Annotated in this window: 15 protein-coding genes and 1 tRNA gene; 8 read left to right on the top strand and 8 right to left on the bottom strand. The window is 71.7% G+C overall.

Going from position 1 to position 18,271, the window contains the following annotated elements; all coding sequences use genetic code 11:
• Window positions 1-46: 46 nt before the first annotated feature.
• Together AW273_RS28270 and AW273_RS28265 are read left to right on the top strand one after the other, a co-directional pair.
• Window positions 47-679, top strand: coding sequence for a response regulator (locus tag AW273_RS28270; protein ID WP_083950123.1), 633 nt, complete (start codon window positions 47-49; stop codon window positions 677-679).
• Window positions 680-747: 68 nt separating this feature from the next.
• Window positions 748-1,350, top strand: a complete 603-nt coding sequence (locus tag AW273_RS28265) for a hypothetical protein (RefSeq protein WP_157556245.1) — start codon at window positions 748-750, stop codon at window positions 1,348-1,350.
• Window positions 1,351-1,373: 23 nt separating this feature from the next.
• On the opposite strand, the gene AW273_RS28260 is transcribed toward AW273_RS28265, so the two are convergent.
• The 4 genes from AW273_RS28260 to AW273_RS28245 all read right to left on the bottom strand — a co-directional run bounded on the left by AW273_RS28260 (window position 1,374) and on the right by AW273_RS28245 (window position 6,642).
• On the bottom strand, window positions 1,374-2,255 hold the full coding sequence (locus AW273_RS28260; RefSeq protein WP_062354493.1) for a DUF3037 domain-containing protein: 882 nt from the start codon (window positions 2,253-2,255) through the stop codon (window positions 1,374-1,376).
• A gap of 170 nt (window positions 2,256-2,425) precedes the next feature.
• Window positions 2,426-2,749 (bottom strand): hypothetical protein, encoded by a 324-nt coding sequence (locus tag AW273_RS28255; RefSeq protein ID WP_157556243.1) that lies wholly within the window; start codon window positions 2,747-2,749, stop codon window positions 2,426-2,428.
• A gap of 246 nt (window positions 2,750-2,995) precedes the next feature.
• Window positions 2,996-6,388, bottom strand: a complete 3,393-nt coding sequence (locus AW273_RS28250; RefSeq protein WP_062354488.1) for a DNA polymerase III subunit alpha — start codon at window positions 6,386-6,388, stop codon at window positions 2,996-2,998.
• Window positions 6,388-6,642 carry a DUF6504 family protein gene (locus AW273_RS28245; RefSeq protein ID WP_030456731.1) on the bottom strand — a complete coding sequence of 85 codons (255 nt, stop codon included), beginning with the start codon at window positions 6,640-6,642 and terminating at the stop codon, window positions 6,388-6,390. Before AW273_RS28245 ends, AW273_RS28250 begins: the two co-directional genes overlap by 1 nt.
• A gap of 159 nt (window positions 6,643-6,801) precedes the next feature.
• Here AW273_RS28245 and AW273_RS28240 point away from each other — a divergent pair, with 159 nt between their 5' ends.
• The 4 genes from AW273_RS28240 to AW273_RS28225 are packed head-to-tail and all read left to right on the top strand — an operon-like array spanning window position 6,802 to window position 11,234.
• Window positions 6,802-8,406, top strand: coding sequence for a serine/threonine-protein kinase (locus AW273_RS28240; RefSeq protein WP_232327635.1), 1,605 nt, complete (start codon window positions 6,802-6,804; stop codon window positions 8,404-8,406).
• Between the two features lie 10 nt (window positions 8,407-8,416).
• A complete protein-coding gene (locus AW273_RS28235) occupies window positions 8,417-9,364 on the top strand; it encodes a quinone oxidoreductase family protein (protein ID WP_062354481.1) in 948 nt (315 codons plus the stop codon).
• A 15-nt stretch (window positions 9,365-9,379) separates the two neighbouring features.
• Window positions 9,380-10,192 (top strand): patatin-like phospholipase family protein, encoded by an 813-nt coding sequence (locus AW273_RS28230; RefSeq protein WP_062354705.1) that lies wholly within the window; start codon window positions 9,380-9,382, stop codon window positions 10,190-10,192.
• 19 nt (window positions 10,193-10,211) lie between these two features.
• Complete coding sequence (locus AW273_RS28225) at window positions 10,212-11,234, top strand: 1-acyl-sn-glycerol-3-phosphate acyltransferase (protein ID WP_062354478.1); 1,023 nt, start codon at window positions 10,212-10,214, stop codon at window positions 11,232-11,234.
• A 104-nt stretch (window positions 11,235-11,338) separates the two neighbouring features.
• Here AW273_RS28225 and AW273_RS28220 read toward each other — a convergent pair whose 3' ends face one another.
• The 3 genes from AW273_RS28220 to AW273_RS28210 are packed head-to-tail and all read right to left on the bottom strand — an operon-like array spanning window position 11,339 to window position 14,486.
• Window positions 11,339-12,799 (bottom strand): cobyric acid synthase, encoded by a 1,461-nt coding sequence (locus AW273_RS28220; protein ID WP_062354477.1) that lies wholly within the window; start codon window positions 12,797-12,799, stop codon window positions 11,339-11,341.
• A complete protein-coding gene (locus tag AW273_RS28215; RefSeq protein WP_062354475.1) occupies window positions 12,796-13,683 on the bottom strand; it encodes a cobalamin biosynthesis protein in 888 nt (295 codons plus the stop codon). Before AW273_RS28215 ends, AW273_RS28220 begins: the two co-directional genes overlap by 4 nt.
• A gap of 17 nt (window positions 13,684-13,700) precedes the next feature.
• Window positions 13,701-14,486, bottom strand: a complete 786-nt coding sequence (locus AW273_RS28210) for a phosphotransferase (RefSeq protein ID WP_062354473.1) — start codon at window positions 14,484-14,486, stop codon at window positions 13,701-13,703.
• Between the two features lie 161 nt (window positions 14,487-14,647).
• On the opposite strand from AW273_RS28210, the gene AW273_RS28205 reads away from it, so the two are divergent.
• Window positions 14,648-14,905 (top strand): hypothetical protein, encoded by a 258-nt coding sequence (locus AW273_RS28205; RefSeq protein WP_062354471.1) that lies wholly within the window; start codon window positions 14,648-14,650, stop codon window positions 14,903-14,905.
• 9 nt (window positions 14,906-14,914) lie between these two features.
• On the opposite strand, the gene AW273_RS28200 is transcribed toward AW273_RS28205, so the two are convergent.
• Window positions 14,915-14,988: transfer RNA gene (locus AW273_RS28200), tRNA-Arg, on the bottom strand.
• 150 nt (window positions 14,989-15,138) lie between these two features.
• Here AW273_RS28200 and AW273_RS28195 point away from each other — a divergent pair.
• A complete protein-coding gene (locus AW273_RS28195; RefSeq protein WP_083950110.1) occupies window positions 15,139-18,270 on the top strand; it encodes an ATP-binding protein in 3,132 nt (1,043 codons plus the stop codon).
• Window position 18,271 lies beyond the last annotated feature (1 nt).

Here is an 18,271-nt window from a genome sequence, read left to right as displayed (position 1 = left end):
CGCCAGTGGAGCCCGGATTACACATGACATCATTTCGGGCGTGAAGGTGCTGATAGCCGACGACCAGGAACTCGTGCGCACGGGTTTCCGCATGATCCTCGACGCGCAGCCCGACATCGAGGTGGTGGCGACCGTGGCCGACGGCGCGGCGGCCGTCGCGGAGGCCCGGCGACTGCGCCCCGACGTGTGCCTGCTCGACATCCGCATGCCGAAGCTCGACGGCATCGAGGTCACCCGCCTGCTGGCCGGTCCGGGCGTGCCCGACCCTCTTCGTGTGGTCATCGTGACCACGTTCGACCTCGACGACTACGTCTACGGCGCGCTCCGCGCGGGAGCCTGCGGCTTCCTGCTGAAGGACAGCGGCCCCGCCCTGCTCATCGAGGCGGTCCGCGCCGCGGCGGCGGGCGACGCGCTGGTCTCCCCTTCGGTGACGGTACGGCTCCTCGCCCACCTCGCCCGTCCACGCCAGCCGGTCAGCCCGCCCGAATCGCTCACCGACCGGGAGCTCGACGTGGTGCGGCTGGTCGCCCGGGGGAGGACCAACCAGGAGGTCGCCGCCGAGCTGTTCGTCTCGTTGTCGACGATCAAGACCCACCTGGCCAGCGTCCAGACCAAACTGGGCCTGCGGAACCGCGTCGAGGTCGCCGCGTGGGCGTGGGAGTCCGGTGTCGTGAGTTGACCGGATTAGCGGAGGTTCTCCCTGGAAACGAAGGGGTCAGGTAACACCGGGGGGAGAGTTCCGTGCGCATGCCACAGAGATCCGCGTTCGGGGTCTATGCCGCCCTGACCAGCCAGATCGCCTCCCTCGCGGCTTTGGTGACCTTCGAGGAACTCCGCGGCCACGACCTGGCCCTGCAGATAGCCGCCTTCGGCGGCGACCCCAAGGCCCCGGGCGCCGAAGCGGTCGTCGGCGACGTGACCGTCTTCGCCGTCCTGGTGATGGCCCTGGTCGTGACGACCGTGGCCGCCGCGGCGGCCTACCTGAACTGGCTCGCGTCGGCGGCCCGCGTCGGAAGGCCGACCGCGACGGCGGCCTGGCTGATCCCGCTGGTGAACCTGGTGGCGCCGGTTCTGCTCGCCGACCAGGCGTGGCGGGAACGCGCCAACGGGTCACGGGTGCGCTGGCTGGTGCTGCTGACCGCGTGGTGGGTGTCCGGCCTGACGACGATCTGGCTGCTCGCCGAGAGCCACGCCGCCCACACCAACCTGACGGGTCTGGGCGTGCGGGAACTCACGGCGGCGGGGGTGACGGCCCTGCTGTGCGCGGCGACGGTGTGGGAGGTCTCGTCCCCGCGCACGCTCCGCTTTCCCCGTCAGGCCATCGCGGCGGTGTCCCCGTCGTCGAAGTAGCCCGGATCGTGCGCCGGCCTCGGTCAGAAGCGGTGGAGCGTGCGGGCCAGTTCAGCGGCCTTGGAACCGAGGTCGTCCGCCGCGGCCGCTAGACGTACCTCCGCATCGACGTCCTTGAACACCTGCTGCGCCTCCTCGAAGGCGGCGACCTGCTCACTCGTCTCCGGCGGGGCGATCATGACCTGTAGGTCGACGTCGCGGCCGATCTCGCTGACACGGCCGGCGGCGTCGACCACTTTGGCCTCGTCTCCGCTGCGGAGGCGCTGTAGCGCGTATCCCCAGGCCATGACTTTCAGCGGCACCTCGTCGATCTGGGCGAGGCGAAAGGACCACGCCTGGCTGAGCTGGACGACGCGTCCGTTGGCGATGGCGAAGTCGACCGCAGAGTGCAGCTTCTCCCCGACATAGATCTGAACGCGGGGCCGGACGAACTCTTCCGGGATCTCCGCTCGGTGGAACGCCTGTCGCATGGTGCGTTGCAACTGGTATCGGGTGATCGAGGGCTGGCGGGCGGGCGCGACCGGATCGATCAGCATGTGATCGAAGATCACGGCCAGTGCGTCTTCCGCGCTGTCGGCCAGGATCGGCGCTGGAGGACTGAACTGCATGACATTGCGGTGGTCGTGGTGAAGCCGATCCAGCCAGTCGTCGGGGATCAGTTGGCCGTGATCCGCGAGCAGGCTCTCCCGGTGGCGGTCGATCTGCGCGTCCAGGTCGAGCAGAGACCCCAGCACCTCCTCGAGGGCCGCGCGTCCGGCGAACCGCTGGACCCGCTCCAGGTTGCTCAGCTGACGGTACGACCAGTCTCCGGCCACGGGATCGCCGGCGACGGCGGCCACGTTGACGAATTCGCCGGTCCGCGGATCGGGAAGACAGCGAACAATCGAGTAGACGTAGCGACTCATTGGACCACCTCCTCAGATCAGCCCGCGGATGCGATCGGCGACGGCCGGCGCCCTATGTTCGAGGAACCAGCCGAGTGTCTCCAAATCGTTGTCGTCCACTGGCCACGATGCTGGCACGCCACACAGAACGGTGACGAGAGCATCGCGACTTATTGCGTCTAGTGCAGTTGCTACCCTTGCGACCGCTTCCGGTGGGGATCGTCGCCGAAACACCAGTCGTAGAGGGCATAGACGCCCACGTGACGACGGGTGTTGTCGTCCTTCGCCCGGTCCGACAGGTATTGCCGGCACTCGATCGCATGGCCGAGGGCCACACTCGCGTGCGCGATGCCAGGCTGAAGCTTGCCGAAGGCCATCGGCCATCCGGCGAGTTCGTCCGGAATCCTGATCAGGCTGGTGTCGCACACCGGTGCGTCGATGAGTCGGCCGACCTCCGAGACGACATTTCGATGGCGATCGTGGCTTGAGCATGCGGAGGACAACCGCCGAGACATTTGACGAAGTATCGGCGGTTGTCCGAGGCGACGACCTCGAAGGGACTGGCGAAGGAGAGATTTCCGGAGCCGACGACGGCCTTCACCGAGAGGGTCTCGAAATCGTCATGGCGGCCTTGAAGCAGGCCGGCCCAGTTCCTTTGATCGACCACCGCGTCCTGCCCTTCGCGCCCCGTTGACCGCAGCAGAGTAATGCAGCCTTTGCCCGGCATGTGCGAACAGTACGCAGATAGCTACAGAAACAGATCAGGCGACCTTCCCCGAGCTGCCCATGCTGGCGTGCCACAACACCCGTTGCGGTTCCTTGACCCCCAGGTCCGCGTAAGGCGACAGCTCGTACCCGTTCTCGTAGGTGATCTTCTTTCCGCCGATGACCCCGCGGCCCTCCTCCGGCCGGTCGGCCAGGATCTCCCTGACCGCCTCGATGCCGCGGGTGCGCCACACCCGGTCCAGGTCCGTCAGGTTCCACGCGTGCAGGGCGCGCATCGAGATGCCCCGGCGGCCGGTACGCCGGATCACCCCCCGCGCCACCATCAGCCACGACCCGAACACCGTCGCCGCCGTGTGGGCCTGGACCGACTCGAAGAACGTCAGGTCGATCGGTCCCGTCGAGTCGTCCAGGGTCGTGAAGATGACCCGCTGGCCCGACCGCACCGCCGGGGTCTGGGTGGCCACCTTCACCCCGGCGACCAGGATCTCCGCCCCGTTGCGCTGTTTCAGGAGGTCACGCGCCCGGACCACGCCGAGGGCGTCGAGGAGGTCGTCGTGGAAGGCGATGACGTGGCGGGTCACGTCCATGCCGAGGACGCTCAGTTCGGCCTCGACCGCTTCGGCCTCGCTCATCTCCGGGAGTTCCCCGGGCGCCACGTGGTCGGCGAAGCCCATCGGCAACTGGCCCGAGCCCTGGCCGCCCGCCCGGTCGAGGGCGCCCACCTGCGCCATCAGGTCGCGGCGGGTCAGGCGGCCGGGGCGCCAGCGAGGTTCCCCGGGGCGCAGGCCGTGGACCGCGTCGAGGCCGCCGACCTCGATGACGTGTTCGGCGACCGGGCGGGAGGGGCGGGCGCGCTCCCAGAAGTCGGCCATCGACACGTACGGCTGGCCGGCGATCATGCGGTCGACCTCGGCCTCGCTGATGCCCTTGATGGCGGAGAAGGGGACACGCAGGCCGTAGCCCCGGCCGAAGAGCGGCGGGTCGCCGGGGGCCGGGGCGAGTTTCTCCACGCGCCAGTCGCGGGCGGAGCGGTTGACGTCCAGGGGAAGGACCTCCACGCCGCACTGGCGGGCCTCGTCGAGGATGACGCGGTTGGGGTACATGCCCGGTTCGTGGGTGAGGACGCCGGCGAAGAAGGCCGCCGTGTGGTGGCGTTTCAGCCAGGCCGACTGGTAGGTCGGCAGGGCGAAGGCCGCCGCGTGGGCCTTGCAGAAGCCGAAGGCGCCGAACGCGTCGAGGACGCGCCAGGTCGCCTCGACCGTCGCGGCGTCGAACTCGGGGCGTACGTTCATCTCCCACCAGGCCCGGACCCGGGCGCGGCCCTCGGGGGAGGACAACGAGCGGCGGATCTTCTCGGCCTGGGACAGGCCGCAGCCGGTCATGACGTCGACGACCTTCAGGACCTGTTCGTGGAAGACCACGACGCCGTTGGTCTCGGCCAGCGCCGGGCGCAGCTCCGCGTGGGGGTAGACGGCCTGGCGGAAGCCGTGCCGCGACTCCAGGTAGGGGGTCACCATGTCGGAGTTGACCGGGCCGGGGCGGAACAGCGAGATGTCCACGATCAGGTCGTGCATGGTGCGGGGTTCGAGTTTGGCGACGAGTTCGCGCTGGCCGGGCGACTCGATCTGGAAGCAGCCGATGGTACGGCTCTCGCGCACCATGTCGTAGGTCGCCGCGTCGTCGTGCGGGACCTCGTCGAGGGCCACGTCGGCGCCGTCGACCCGCTTGATCTCGGCGAGCGCGTAGGCCATCGCCGACTGCATCCGCACCCCCAGGACGTCGAGCTTCAGCAGGCCGGCGTCCTCGACGTCGTCCTTGTCGAACTGCGACATGGGGAACTCCAGCAGGCTGCGTTCGACCGGGGTGCGGCCCCGCAGGCCCATGTTCCCGACCAGCACGCCGCACGGGTGGAGGGCGATGTGCCGGGGCAGGCCGTCGAGGCGTTCGGCCAGCCGGAAGACCGTCTCCAGCGCCCGGTCGTTGAGGCCGCTGTCGCGCAGCTCGGGCAGGTCGTCGAGGGCGGCCCGGATCTGCTTGGCGCGCACGTGGGGGAACGCCTTGGCGATGGCGTCGATCTCGTGGGGCGGCAGGCCCATCGCGGCCCCCACGTCGCGGATGGCGCTGCGGGCCCGGTAGGTCTCCATCATCGACACGCAGGCGACGCGCGACTCCCCGTACCGGTCGAGGATGGCCCGGTAGCAGTCGAGGCGCCGGGCCGACTCGACGTCGACGTCGATGTCGGGCAGCCCGACGCGGCCCTCGGACAGGAAACGCTCCATCAGGAGGCCGTGGTCGAGCGGGTTGACCTCGCCGATCTTGATCAGGTAGTTGACCAGGCTGCCCGCGCCCGAGCCCCGGATCGCGCAGCGCACGCCCATGCCGCGGATCATGTCGGTGATCCCGGCGACCGCGACGAAGTAGCCCGACAGGCGTTTCCGCTCGATGATCGCCAGCTCGGCGGCCAGGCGGTCGCGCGCCTCCCGCGACCGGCCGAGGCCCCGGTCGAGCAGGCCGTCTTCGCAGCGGTGGCGCAGCAGCGGGACCGGGTCGCTCCCGATCTCCGGGAGGTGCACCTTGGGGTCGACCTCGTCGATCAGCGGCACGATCTCGACCGGGTCGAGCACGCACGCCTCGGCCGCGCGCCGTGTCACGCCCAGCAGCCGGGTGGCCCGCGCCCGGTCGCCGCCGCACACGCGCAGGGCGACGCGGCCCATCTCCTCGGCGTTCTTCAGGTAGGCGTGCGACGACGACTCCACGTGCCGTCCGTGCAGCGGGACGAGTTTCCTGGCCGCGTCGAGCACGTTGCCCACCTGGTAGTCGGCCGGGTCGAGGTGCCTGACCGCGTTGGTGAGGATCGCGGGCAGGCCGAGGGAGTCGGCCAGGGCGAGCAGGTGGGTGGCGGTGTTGACGTCGCGGTAGCCGTAGAGGTCGACGATCTCCACGGCCGTGCCCGGCACCGCCGCGCGCCAGCGTTGCAGCAGGTCGCGGGCCTGCTGGTCGCGGCGGGCGGCGACCGCGCGGCCGACCTCCGAACGCGGGCCGAGCAGCACGATCAGGCGGCCGTCGGCGGCGTGGCGGCCGACCATGTCCATGGTGACCCGGGGCGTGCCGCGTTCGCCCGCGTAGTGGGCGGCGGTGACCAGGCGGCACAGGTCGGCCCAGCCGTCCCTTTTCGCGAGCACGACGACGCGGTCGTCCTCGCCGGCCCCTGAGCCGGACAGGGCCAGGTCGACGCCGACGATCGCGCCGATGCCCGCGGCGTGGCAGGCCCGGACGTGCTTGATCGCGCCGTAGAGGCCGTCGCGGTCGGTCAGCGCGAGCGCGTCCATGCCGTGCTCGACGGCCCTTCTCACCAGCGCCTGGGGGAAGGCGGAGCCGTAGCGCAGCGAATAGGCGGAGGCGACGTGAAGGTGCTGGAACGGTCCCATCAATCCCACGCCCGCAGCAGCAGCCACGCGTCGGTGGCGGTGTCGTAGCGCAGTTCGTAGGTGCCCGACTGCGCCTCCACCCGCCAGAAGCGGCGTTCGCCGGGGTCGGTGGCGGAGGTCTTCCACCATTCCCGGGCGACCACCCAGTGGTCGAGGATCTGCCGGACCACATAAAGCCGGTCACGCCAGACGAACCTGACGGGCCGGCCGTCCCGGACCCACACCTCGATCGGATCGCCATACAGTCTGCTCACGGACCTTCTCCCGATGGCTCCCAGTTGCCTGCGATCGCCACCCGGGGGAAGGGGCGGGCGGTGCTGTATCGAACATATGTTCTCAGCACGTTGAACGCAAGTTCGAACGTCAGGGTATGACGTAGTTCATTTCCCCCGGTTTCTGTACGGTTGGTCGTCGTGGCGAACGAACCTCAGCAGATAGGGCCCTATCGCATCACCGGCCGGCTCGGCCGGGGCGGCATGGGCACCGTCTACCTCGGCCAGGACGAATCCGGCCGGAAGGTCGCCGTGAAGGTGATCAACACCGAGTACAGCCAGAACGAGAACTTCCGGGTGAGGTTCCGCCGCGAGGCCGAGTCGGCCCAGCGGGTACGCCGTTTCTGCACCGCCGCCGTGCTCTCCGCCGACCTCGACGGCGAGCAGCTCTACGTCGTCACCGAATACGTCGAGGGCCCCAACCTCGAACAGGCCGTGGAGAGGTCGGGCCCGCTGACCGGGTCGAGCCTGGAGGCCCTGGCGGTCGGCGTGGCCACCGCCCTCACCGCCATCCACGCCGCCGGGATCGTCCACCGCGACCTCAAGCCCTCCAACGTGCTGCTGTCCCCCGTCGGCCCCCGGGTGATCGACTTCGGCATCGCCCGCGCGCTCGACACGTTCGGCGGAGTGACCCACACCGGCGAGCTCGTCGGCACCCCCCGCTACATGGCGCCCGAGGTGCTGCGCGGCGAGGCGATCTCGCCCGCGTGCGACGTGTTCTCGTGGGGCTGCCTGGTGGCGTTCGCGGCCAGCGGCCGGGCCCCGTTCAACGGCGAGGCGCTGCCCGCCGTGATCTTCCAGGTGCTCAACTCCGAGCCGGTGCTCGACAACCTCGAACCGCAGATGCGCCAGCTCGTGCGGGCCGCGCTCGACAAGGACCCGGCCAACCGCCCGTCCGCGCAGCAGCTCCTCGACAACATGGTCGGCCGGGTCACCCCGGAGATCGCCCAGCACACGGTGGCCCAGACCTGGAAGCAGAGCGCGCCGCTGCGCCGCGGGCCGGCCAACCGGGGGCGGCTGGTCGCGGGCGTCGCGGTCGCGGCGGCGGTCGCCGTGACGGCCGGCGTCATCGGGGTGCGCGCCCTGGCCGGGCCCGGCGGCCCGCCGGTGAACCTGGCCACCCTCTACCAGGAGGATTTCACCACCAACGGCGACTGGCCCGGCACCTACGACCCCGACTCGGGTTACGGCTACGGCTACACCCCGCAGGGCACCTACGCGGTCGACCTGAACTCCGAGAACCCCGAGAACGTCACCTCCGCGCCGATCCCGTTCGTGGCGGAGCAGGAGCCGACCCCCGGCCCGTCGCCGACCCCGGTCACCCCGCTCGGGCTGACCATCGGCGTCGACATCCAGACCGCCGACCTGGTCGGCAGCGGCGAATACGGCCTCTTCTGCCGCGCGTCCAAGGACAACTACAAGGACAACCGCTACGAGTTCCTGGTGACCGGCTCCAGCGAGGCCCGCATCCGCCGGGTCGCCGGGGGCTCCGGGGGCATCATCGCCAGCGGCACCGTCGAAGGCCTCACCGACAAGTTCAACCTGTACGTCTCCTGCGACCCCGGCGAGGGCAGGTCCGTCGTGCTGAACATGTGGGTGAACGGGCAGCAGGTGCTGTCGCAGACCGACACCAACGGCCTGCCCACCGGAGACATCGGGACCATCGGCCGCGTCCAGCCCGACGGGGAGTCGTCGATGAGGCTGGCCTTCGACAACTTCATACTCAGAGGCCAACTGGACGGGTAGAAAAGGCGCCATGCGAGCGATCATCGTCACCACACCAGGCGGCTCATCGGCTCTCGACCACGCGGAGGTGCCCGACCCCGTCCCCGGGGAGGGCGAGGCGCTGGTCGAGGTCGCCGCGAGCGGCGTCAACTTCATCGACGTCTACCACCGCGAGGGCCGCTACCCGCTCCCGACCCCGTTCGTCCCGGGCTCCGAGGGCGCCGGCACGGTGTGCGCCACCGGCCCCGGCGTCACAGAGGTCGGCCTGGGCGACCGGGTGGCCTGGGCCAACGTCGTCGGCAGCTACGCCGAGAAGCAGATCGTCCCGGCCGACCGGCTGGTGCCGGTCCCCGACCGCCTCGACCTCGACCTGGCGGCGGCGGTGCTGCTCCAGGGCATGACGGCCCACTACCTGACCCGCTCGACCCACGACGTGCGCGAGGGCGAGGTCGTGCTGATCCACGCCGCCGCCGGGGGCATGGGCCTGCTGCTGATCCAGATGGCCAAGATGCGCGGCGCCCACGTGATCGGCACCGTCTCCTCCGCAGCCAAGGAGAAGCTCGCCCGCGCGGCCGGTGCCGACGAGGTCCTCCGCTACGGCGACGTGGCCGCCGGCGTCCGCAACCGTTGTCATGTCGTGTACGACGGCGTCGGCGCCGCCACCTTCGAAGACTCCCTCGCGGCCCTGCGCCCCCGGGGCCTGCTGGCCCTCTACGGGGCCGCCAGCGGCCCGGTCCCCCCGTTCGACCCCCAGCGCCTGAACGCGGCCGGTTCGTTGTTCCTCACCCGCCCGACCCTGGGCCACTACGTGGCCACCCGCGCCGAGCTGCTCGAACGGGCCGACGACGTGCTGGGCTGGGTCGCCGACGGGTCACTCGACGTGGCGGTCTACAACCGCTACCCCCTGGCCGAGGCCCGCCGGGCCCACGACGACCTGGAAGGCCGCCGGACGACCGGGAAACTGCTCCTCATTCCCTGACCTAGGTTGGAATACGTGAACCAGACGGCGTTCGTACTCGGTGGCGGCGGGGTCCTCGGCGCCCACGAGGTCGGCATGCTGCGCGCCCTCGCCGAGGCCGGCATCAAGCCCGACCTGATCGTCGGCACCTCGGTGGGCGCGCTGAACGGGGTCGTCCTGGCCGCCCACCCGGCCGACGCCGTCGACCGGCTCAGCGAGCTCTGGAGCACCCACATCGTGCGGACCGCGTTCGCCGGTTCGTGGATGACCCGCCTGTCCACCCTGGCCCGGACCGGCACCCACCTCCACCCGATCGACCCGCTGCGCCGCCTGCTGGGAGGCCACCTGCCCGGCACGTTCGAGGAGCTGGAGGTGCCCTTCCAGTGCGTCGCCGCGTCGATCCAGAGGGCCCGCGCCCACTGGTTCACCGAAGGGCCGCTCGCCGACGCGGTGCTCGCCTCGTGCGCGGTGCCGGGGCTGCTGCCGCCCGTGCGCATCGGCGGTGAGCACTTCGTCGACGGCGGGCTGGTGCACAGCATCCCGGTCGGCCGCGCGGTGGCCCTGGGGGCGACCCGCATCTTCGTCCTGCACGTCGGCCGGATCGAGCGCCCGCTCGAACCTCCCGCGAAGCCGTGGGAGGTCGGCCTGGTCGCCTTCGAGATCGCCCGCCGTCACCGCTTCGCCGAAGAGATGGCCTCGTTGTCCGACGACATCGAGGTCCACGTGATGCCGGCCGCCTTCGGCGGCCGTCCCGGCCTGTCCGACCTCCGCTACCGCGACGCCTCCCGGATCGCCCGCCACGCGGGCCGCGCCTACGAGGCCTCCGCCGCCTACCTGGCGGACCTATGAACTAAGGAGGCCCACGGTCATGCTCCCTCCCCGGATCGTCCGGCGGCTGGTCTTCGCGCCGCTGGTGATCGTGCTGACCGTCGCCGTCATCGTCACCCTGCCGGTGTGGCTCGTGTTCGGATTCATCGTCGGCCTGCGCCTGCCGCCGCCGCGCCGCCGGGGCATGCGGCTGGTGGTGTTCGCCGTGGTGTGGCTGGCGCTGGAGTCGGCGGCGCTGATCGCCAGCCTCGAACTGTGGGTGGCGTCGGGCTTCGGGGGGCGGCTGAGCGAGGCCGGCCACCAGGAACGCCACTACGCCCTGATCCGCTGGCTGCTGACCAACGTCTACAACGCGGCGGTGGCCATCTTCCGGCTCTCGGTCTCCATAGACGAGCCCGCGCTGACCGGCGAGGAGGCCGCCCGCCGGCTGACCCGGCCGATCATCGTCCTGTCGCGCCACGCCGGCCCCGGCGACTCGTTCCTGCTCGTCTACCACCTGCTGGCCCGCTACCAGCGGCGTCCGCGCATCGTGATGAAGGCGGCCCTGCAGTTCGACCCGTCGGTCGACGTGGTGATCAACCGGCTGCCCAACGCGTTCGTGCCGAAGAAGACCGCCGAGAGCGGGATCGTGGCGCAGATCTCCCGGCTGGCCTCCGACATGGACGCCGACGACGCCCTCGTGATCTTCCCGGAGGGCGGCAACTTCACCCCGGGCCGCCGGTTCCGGGCGATAAGGCGGCTGCGCGAACGCGGCCTGCGCGCCGAGGCGGCCCGCGCCGAACGCCTCGCCCACCTGCTGCCGCCCCGGCCCAACGGGGCCATCGCGGCGATGACCGCCTGCCCGGAAGCCGACGTGATCTTCGTCGCGCACACCGGCCTCGACGACCTGATCACCCTCGGCGACGTGTGGCGGCACCTGCCGGAAGAGGCCCGCATCACGGCCAAGTGGTGGCGCTGGGCGGCCGAGGACGTGCCGAGGGAACGCGAGGCCCAGATCTCCTGGTTGTTCGACCAGTGGACGGCCATCGACAACTGGATCAGCGCCCAGAAGAACGGCTCGTAGCGGTCACGGGCGGGGCGGCCGGCGGCGGTGGTGCCGCCGGACCGTCGCGAGCAGGGCGATCCCCGTCGCCAGGCCGACGACGGCGAAGGCGGCGGTGACCGCGATCAGGCCCATCGGGGGCCGCCCGGCGGGATGACGGCCTTTCCGTGTCCCGGGCCTGTCGTGATCAGGTCGATCAGGGCGTCGGTGTCGAGGTGCCGTTCGATCAGGTCGCCGATGGCGTCGAGGCGCCGCTCGCGCAGCCCGGCGAAGTCGACGGCGCTCTCGACCGGCAGGCCGGCCTCGGCCAGGAACGCCCGGCGGAACCCGTCGTTCTCGAAGGCCCCGTGCCAGGTGGTGCCCCACACGTCGCCACGGCGGCACCCGTCGAGGAACGGTTCGGCACCCGGGGCGGGGGTGACGACGCCGTGGTGGATCTCATACGCGGCCACGCGGTGACCGTATGCCTCACCCGTCGGCCTGGCCAGCGCTTTTTCCGGTACGAACCGGACTGTGGCCGGGAGGAGGCCCAATCCGGGCACCGTGCCCAGCTTCGACTCGACGTCGTCGTGGATGCTCTCGGCGAGCATCTGGTAACCGCCGCAGATCCCGACGATCGGGCCCCGTCTCCTGAGCAGGGCGTCGGCGATGCCGCGTTCCCTGAGCCAGGCGAGGTCGCTCACCGTGGCCCGGGAGCCGGGCAGCACGACCAGGTCGGCCTTGGCGATCTCGCGGGGCGAGGTGACGAACCTGACGTTCACCCCGGGTTCGGCGGCCAGGGCGTCGAGGTCGGTGAAGTTGGAGATGCGCGGATAGCGCACCACGACGACGTCGATGTGGCCGTCGCCGGTGTCCGGCCGGTCGTCGAGCGCGAGGGAGTCCTCGACGTCCATCCACAATCCGTCGAGCCAGGGCAGCACCCCGTAGACCTCGCGGTGGGTCAGCCCGCGCAGCATGTCGAGCCCCGGTTCGAGCAGCTCGACCGCGCCCCGGAACTTGTTGATCACGAACCCGGAGACGAGCGCCTGGTCCTCGGGCTCCAGCAGCGCCAGGGTGCCGTAGAGGTGGGCGAACACCCCGCCCCTGTCGATGTCGCCCACGACGACCACCGGCAGGCCGGCCGCCCGCGCCAGGCCCATGTTCGCGATGTCGTCGGCCCGCAGGTTGATCTCCGCCGGGCTGCCCGCGCCCTCGCACACCACGACGTCGTATTCGGCCCGCAACCGGGCCAGCGACTCCAGCGCGACCGCCTTGAGGTGCTGCTTCAGGTTCGGGTACGTCAGCGCGTCGACGTCGGCGAGCGGCCGGCCCCGCACCACGACCTGGCTGCGGCGGTCGCTGCCCGGCTTGAGCAGCACCGGGTTCATGTCGGCCGTCGGCTCGACGCCGCAGGCCGCGGCCTGGGTCGCCTGCGCCCGCCCGATCTCGGCGCCGTCGGCGGTGACGAAGGAGTTGAGCGACATGTTCTGCGCCTTGAACGGCGCGACCCGCACCCCCCGGCGGGCCAGCCACCGGCAGATCCCGGTGGTGACGACGCTCTTCCCGGCGTCGGAGGTGGTCCCGGCGACCAGCAGCGCGCCCTTCATCGCCGCCTCGCCAGCACCGCCAGGGCGGCCGCCGCCCAGGCCACCCGCCTGGCCAGCGTCACCGCGCGGGAGATGTCCCGCTTCGTGGGCCGGGGGCCGTCGCCGAGTTCGGGACGGTGTTCGAGGCGGCCGCCGTAGTCGTTGACGCCGCCCAGGGTCACGTTCAGGGCTCCGGCGAAGGCCGCCTCGCACTGGCCGGAATTGGGGCTGGGGTGGCGGGAGCCGTACAGAAGAATGGTTCTGAGAGTGGGCCGGAAACGACCGGAGCACAACGCGGTGAGCAACCCCGTGAGACGGGCCGGAATGTAGTTGGCGGCGTCGTCGAGGCGGGCCGCCGCCCAGCCGAACCGCTCGTAGCGGGGCGAACGGTGGCCGACCATGGCGTCGAGGGTGTTGATCGCCCGGTAGGCCAGCAGGCCGGGCACCCCCGCGACCGCGCCCCAGAAGAGAGGCGCGACGACGGCGTCGGAGGTGTTCTCGGCGAGCGACTCGACGGTCGCGCGGGCCAGTTCGTCTTCGCCCAGGTTGCCCGGATCGCGGCCGCAGAGGTGCGGTAACCGGCGGCGGGCGGCGGCGAGGTCGTCGTCGGCCAGGTGCCGCGCCATGCTCGCGCCCTCACGGGCGAGGGTGGTGCCGCCGAGCACCGCCCACGTGGCGGCGGCCGTGACCACCGTCTTCCTTGGGAGCAGGGCGCCCAGGGCGGTCACCGAGCCGACGCACACCGCGGTGAAGATCAGTCCCCGGGTGCGGGAGTCGCGATAGACCCGCCGTTCCAGCGTGGTCGCGGCGGTCCCGAACAGCGCCACCGGATGCCCCCGCCGGGGATCTCCGACCAATGCGTCCAAGGCCACCCCGAGCGCGATCCCCCGTGCTTCCTCCCCCATCACGCACGCATTCTCTCCTATTGGAGGAAACGGTGCAGATCATCCTCATTCGCATCAAGCCACGCGGCGGCCCGCCGGATGCGCTGCCCGATGCCCGCGTCCCACATGACCGCCCATCCGCCGCCCTCGGTCTCGGCCTTGTGCTTCATGGCGGTGTAGGAACGATCGAGGCGCAACCGCGCGGTGGGCAGCAGCCGCAGCCGCTCGGCGGCGCTCAGCCCGTAGGCGTCGGCGAACACCCGGATGCGCCGCCCGGTGTCGAGATCGCCGCGGTCGCGGTCGACCGGATCGGCGATCGGCGCCCAGTGACGCAACGTGGTGACCACGTCGAACAACCGGGACACCGGCCGTGCCATGTCGAAGTCGATCAGCGCCACCGGCAGCCCGTCGCGGAACACGACGTTCTCGGGCGTGACGTCGCAGTGCCCGACGACCTCGGGCTCGGCGTCGTCGGCCGACCCGGTCTCCCAGACCGCGCCGGGCCCCGGCCGGAACCCCGCGACCGCGTCGTGATAGCGCCGCTGCAGCCGGGCCAGCTCGGCCAGCACGTCTTCACCCGCCGGGAAGGGCCGCCCCGGCACGTCGCCCGGCACGAAGGTCAGCACCTCCCGCCCCAGCTCGTCGATGCCCAGCACCCGGGGCGCGCCGTCGAACCCGACGGCCTCCAGATGACGGAGCAGCGTGTGGACGGCGGGCGAGGTGGCCTTCAGCGGACGGCGGACCGTGTCACCGACCCGGACCACGCCCTCGGTGACGTCGCCGCCGGACAGCGGGACTTCGTCGGCCCGCGACACAACGAACATGCGGCCTGAGGGTAGCCGAAGCACGACCGGGGCGGCACTGGAAAAACCACTCACGACCTGCTACGGAGCGTGACCGCCGTCGGATAGGCTCGCGGCAAGCAAGGGCTTGATCTTTTGAGTCACTGCTGAGCGAAGGGACCCGGACACGAAATGTCTCTCCCGTGAACGCCAGGTGGGTCGTGCCCACATCGAGCGCCGCCGCGGCCGCGGGGTCATTCGCGATGGCCCCGGAGGACTCCACCGGCCTGTTTCTCGCGGTCGCCCTCGGAGTGGCGGCCGTGCTCGCGATATTGCTGGTCGTCGAGGCGTCGGCGGCGACGTTCTCCGAGAAACACAGCGCCAGGGCCCTGAAGGTGCTGGCCCTGCTGTTCGGCCGAGAGGAACCGGCCGACGAGCCCGAAGAGGAGTCGTCGGCTTAGGGAGATGCGCGCGCCCTGAGGGATTCGAACCCCCGACCGGTGGATTAGAAGTCCACTGCTCTATCCGGCTGAGCTAAGGGCGCTCAGTGCCTCATTCTGCATGATCCCCGCACTGGTTTCACAACGCAAAATGTCGGCGCCGGTCGATAGCGTAGAGGAGCTACTCCTCCGCTCCCGGTAGGGGGCGGTTTCTCCCGCCCGCCCGCACCCGATCTCCCCGTCAGGAGGATCTGATGGACTCTCAGCTCATCGGGCGCGACCATCCCGCGGGGCTGCTGCGCGCCGAGATCGGCCGGGCCCTCGACAGCCACGGCGGCCTGGTGCTGGTCACCGGCGAGGCCGGGATCGGCAAGACCACGCTGGTCACCGGCGGGGTCGAAGAGGCCAGACGGGCGGGCGCCCTCGTGCTCGGGGGGTCGTGCTGGCAGTCGGGCGGCGCCCCCGGCTACTGGCCCTGGGTGCAGGTCATCCGGGCGCTGCGCCGGGCCGGCGAGTGGTCGTCGGTGGGGCCCGACGCCGCCGAGGTGCTGGCCATCCTGCTGGGCGAGCGGTCGGGCGGCGGCAAGGAGGTGCTCGACGGGTTCCGGCTCTACGACGCGGTGACGACGGCGCTGGTGTCGGTGGCGCAGCGCCGTCCGGTCGTGGTGGTGCTCGACGATCTCCACTGGGCCGACACGGCGTCGCTGAAGCTGCTGGAGTTCGCCGCGCAGCACACCTGGTTCGAGCGGCTGCTGCTGCTCGGCACCTACCGCGACGTCGAGGCCGAGGCGCCCGACCATCCGCTGGCGCCGCTGATCATGCCGCTGGTGGCGAAGTCGACCTGCATCTCCCTCACCGGGCTGGGGCGCGACGAGGTCGGCGCGCTGATGGCCCGCACCGCCGGGCGGGTGCCCGAACCGGCGGTGGTCGACGAGGTCCACCGGAGAACCGGCGGCAACCCGTTCTTCGTCGAGCAGACCACCCGGCTCTGGCAGGGCGGCGGCTCGGTGACCGCGATCGCGCCGGGGGTGCGCGACGCGCTGCAGAAACGGGTCTCGCTGCTGCCGCCGCGGGTGGCCGAACTGCTGACCGACGCGTCGGTGCTGGGGCGCGAGTTCCACCGCGACGTGCTGGCCGCGCTGGCCGGGCTGCCGGCCGCCCGCGTCGACGGGCTGCTCGGGCAGGCCGTGGCCGCGCGGCTGGTCGTCCAGTCGGGTGAGGGGCGGCTGGCGTTCGCCCACGATCTCGTCCGCGAGACGCTCTACGAGTCGCTCGGCGAGGGCGCGGCCGGGCGGCACGCCCGGGTGATCACGGTCCTCGACGCCGATCCGGCGCTCAAGGCCCTCCTCCTGCCGGCCGACCAGGCCCGCCACGCCTACCAGGCGGGCCGGGAGTTGCCGTCGGCGGTCGCGGTCGAGCGGCTGCTGTCGGCGGCCGGCGAGGCCCATGGGCGCATGGCCATCGACGAGTCGATCGGCCATCTGCGGCGGGCCGCCGACCGGGGCGAGGGACTCGAACCGCGCCGCCGGGCGATGATCGCCATGGAGCTGAGCTCCTGCCTGTTCCACCTCGACGACGTCGAGGAGACCCGCGCCACCCTCGAATCGGCCTGGACCTTCGCCCAGCAGACGGGCGATCCCGACCTGCTGGCCCGGGTGGCGATCAGCTACTACCGGATCGACGGGCCCGGCATGATCGGCGGTTTCCCCGGTGGCCGCAGCACCGAGGTCGTGCGGATCGCCTACCAGGCGCTGATCGGGAGCGACCCGACCACGCCCGACGCGATGGCCGACGAGCTCGCCGTCCACATCGCGGCGGTCGCCCGCGCGGGCGACGACCACGAGGCGCTGGCCTTCGGCCTGGCCGCCCGCCACGACGTGCTGTTCGGGCTGGGCACGGCCGCCGAGCGCATCGAGCTGACCAGCGAGATGGAGACGGTCGCCCGGCGCGCCTCCGACACCGACACCGAACACTTCGCCGCGTCGTTGCGCTGGGTGGCGCTGCTGGAGGCGGGCGACCCCGCCTACCTCGACCAGTTCAGCGAGTCGACCGCCTTCGCCCTGCGGGTCGGCGGCGAACGCATGATCTTCTCCGCCCGCGTCGACCAGTCGATCATCATGACCCTGGCCGGCCGGTTCGCGGAGGCCGAGGAGTTCCTGCGCGGCGCGATCGAGGTGATCGCCGAGGACAGCCGCGAGATGTTCGGCTTCATGAGCGACCACGTGTTGTGGTCGGCGCTGCTCCACCAGGGCCGGTTCGCCGAGATCCCGGCGGTGCTGGAGCGTCTCCGGTCGACGGGTCACAACCAGGTCGACCTGCTGGCGGGCATCACGGCCCTGCAGGCCGGCGACCTCGCCGGCGCGCTGAGCGTGCTGCCCGACGACCGCCTCGACGCCTATCCCCGCAGCTTCGCCCCGCTCGGGCTGCGGTTCATCGCCCACGCGGCGGCCGAGTCGGCCGACCCCGAGCTGACGGCGTGGGCGACCGAGACACTGCTCCCCCATTCGGGCGGCTGGCTGGTCAGCATCGGCGGTTGCGACATCGCCGGGCCGGTCGACCACTGGCTCGGCGTGCTGGCCGCCTCGCGCGGCCGGTGGGACGACGCCATCGCCCGCTTCACCGCCGCCCGCGACTCCGCCGTGGCGTTCCAGGCCCGGCCGTGGGTCGTCGAGGCGGAGGTGGGGCTCGGCCGGGCGCTGCTGGCCGCCGGCGAGCCGCTGCGCGGCCGGGTGGCGCTCGACGAGGCGGCGGCCGAGGCGGCCGAGCTGGGCATGCGCCACATCCGCCGGAAGGTCGAGGAGATCCGGCCCGAGGCCGCCCCGGCGCGGCCTCCCCGGCTCGCGCCCACGTTCCGCCGCGACGGTGACGTCTGGGAACTCGCCTACGACGACCTGGTGGTGCGCATGCCCGACGCCAAGGGCCTGCGCGACCTCCACCTCCTGCTGGGCTCGCCGGGCACCGACATCCCGGCGGTCCGGCTGCTCAACCCCGAAGGGGGCCGCGAGGTGGTCGCGGCCCGCGGTTTCGGCGGCGACGCCGTGCTCGACGACGAGGCCAAGGCCCGCTACCGCCGCCACCTGGCCCGGCTCGACGAGGAGATCGACCGGGCCGCCGGGCTCGGCGACGACGAACGGGCCGCCGCCCTCGACCGGGAGCGGCAGGCCCTGCTCGACGAACTGCGCGCCGCCGCCGGGCTGGCCGGGCGCGACCGGCGGCTGGGCGACGAGGCCGAGCGGGCCCGCAAGACGGTGACCGCCCGCATCCGCGACACCCTGCGCAAACTCGGCGAACGCCATCCGTCTCTCGCCTCCCATCTGCGCGGGTCGATCAGCACCGGTTCCTCGTGCGGCTACCGGCCGGAGTCGCCGGTCCGCTGGCGGCTCTGAG

Source organism: Herbidospora yilanensis (genome assembly GCF_001570565.1).
GTDB lineage: Bacteria > Actinomycetota > Actinomycetes > Streptosporangiales > Streptosporangiaceae > Herbidospora > Herbidospora yilanensis.
This window is presented reverse-complemented; position numbering and strand designations above follow the sequence as displayed.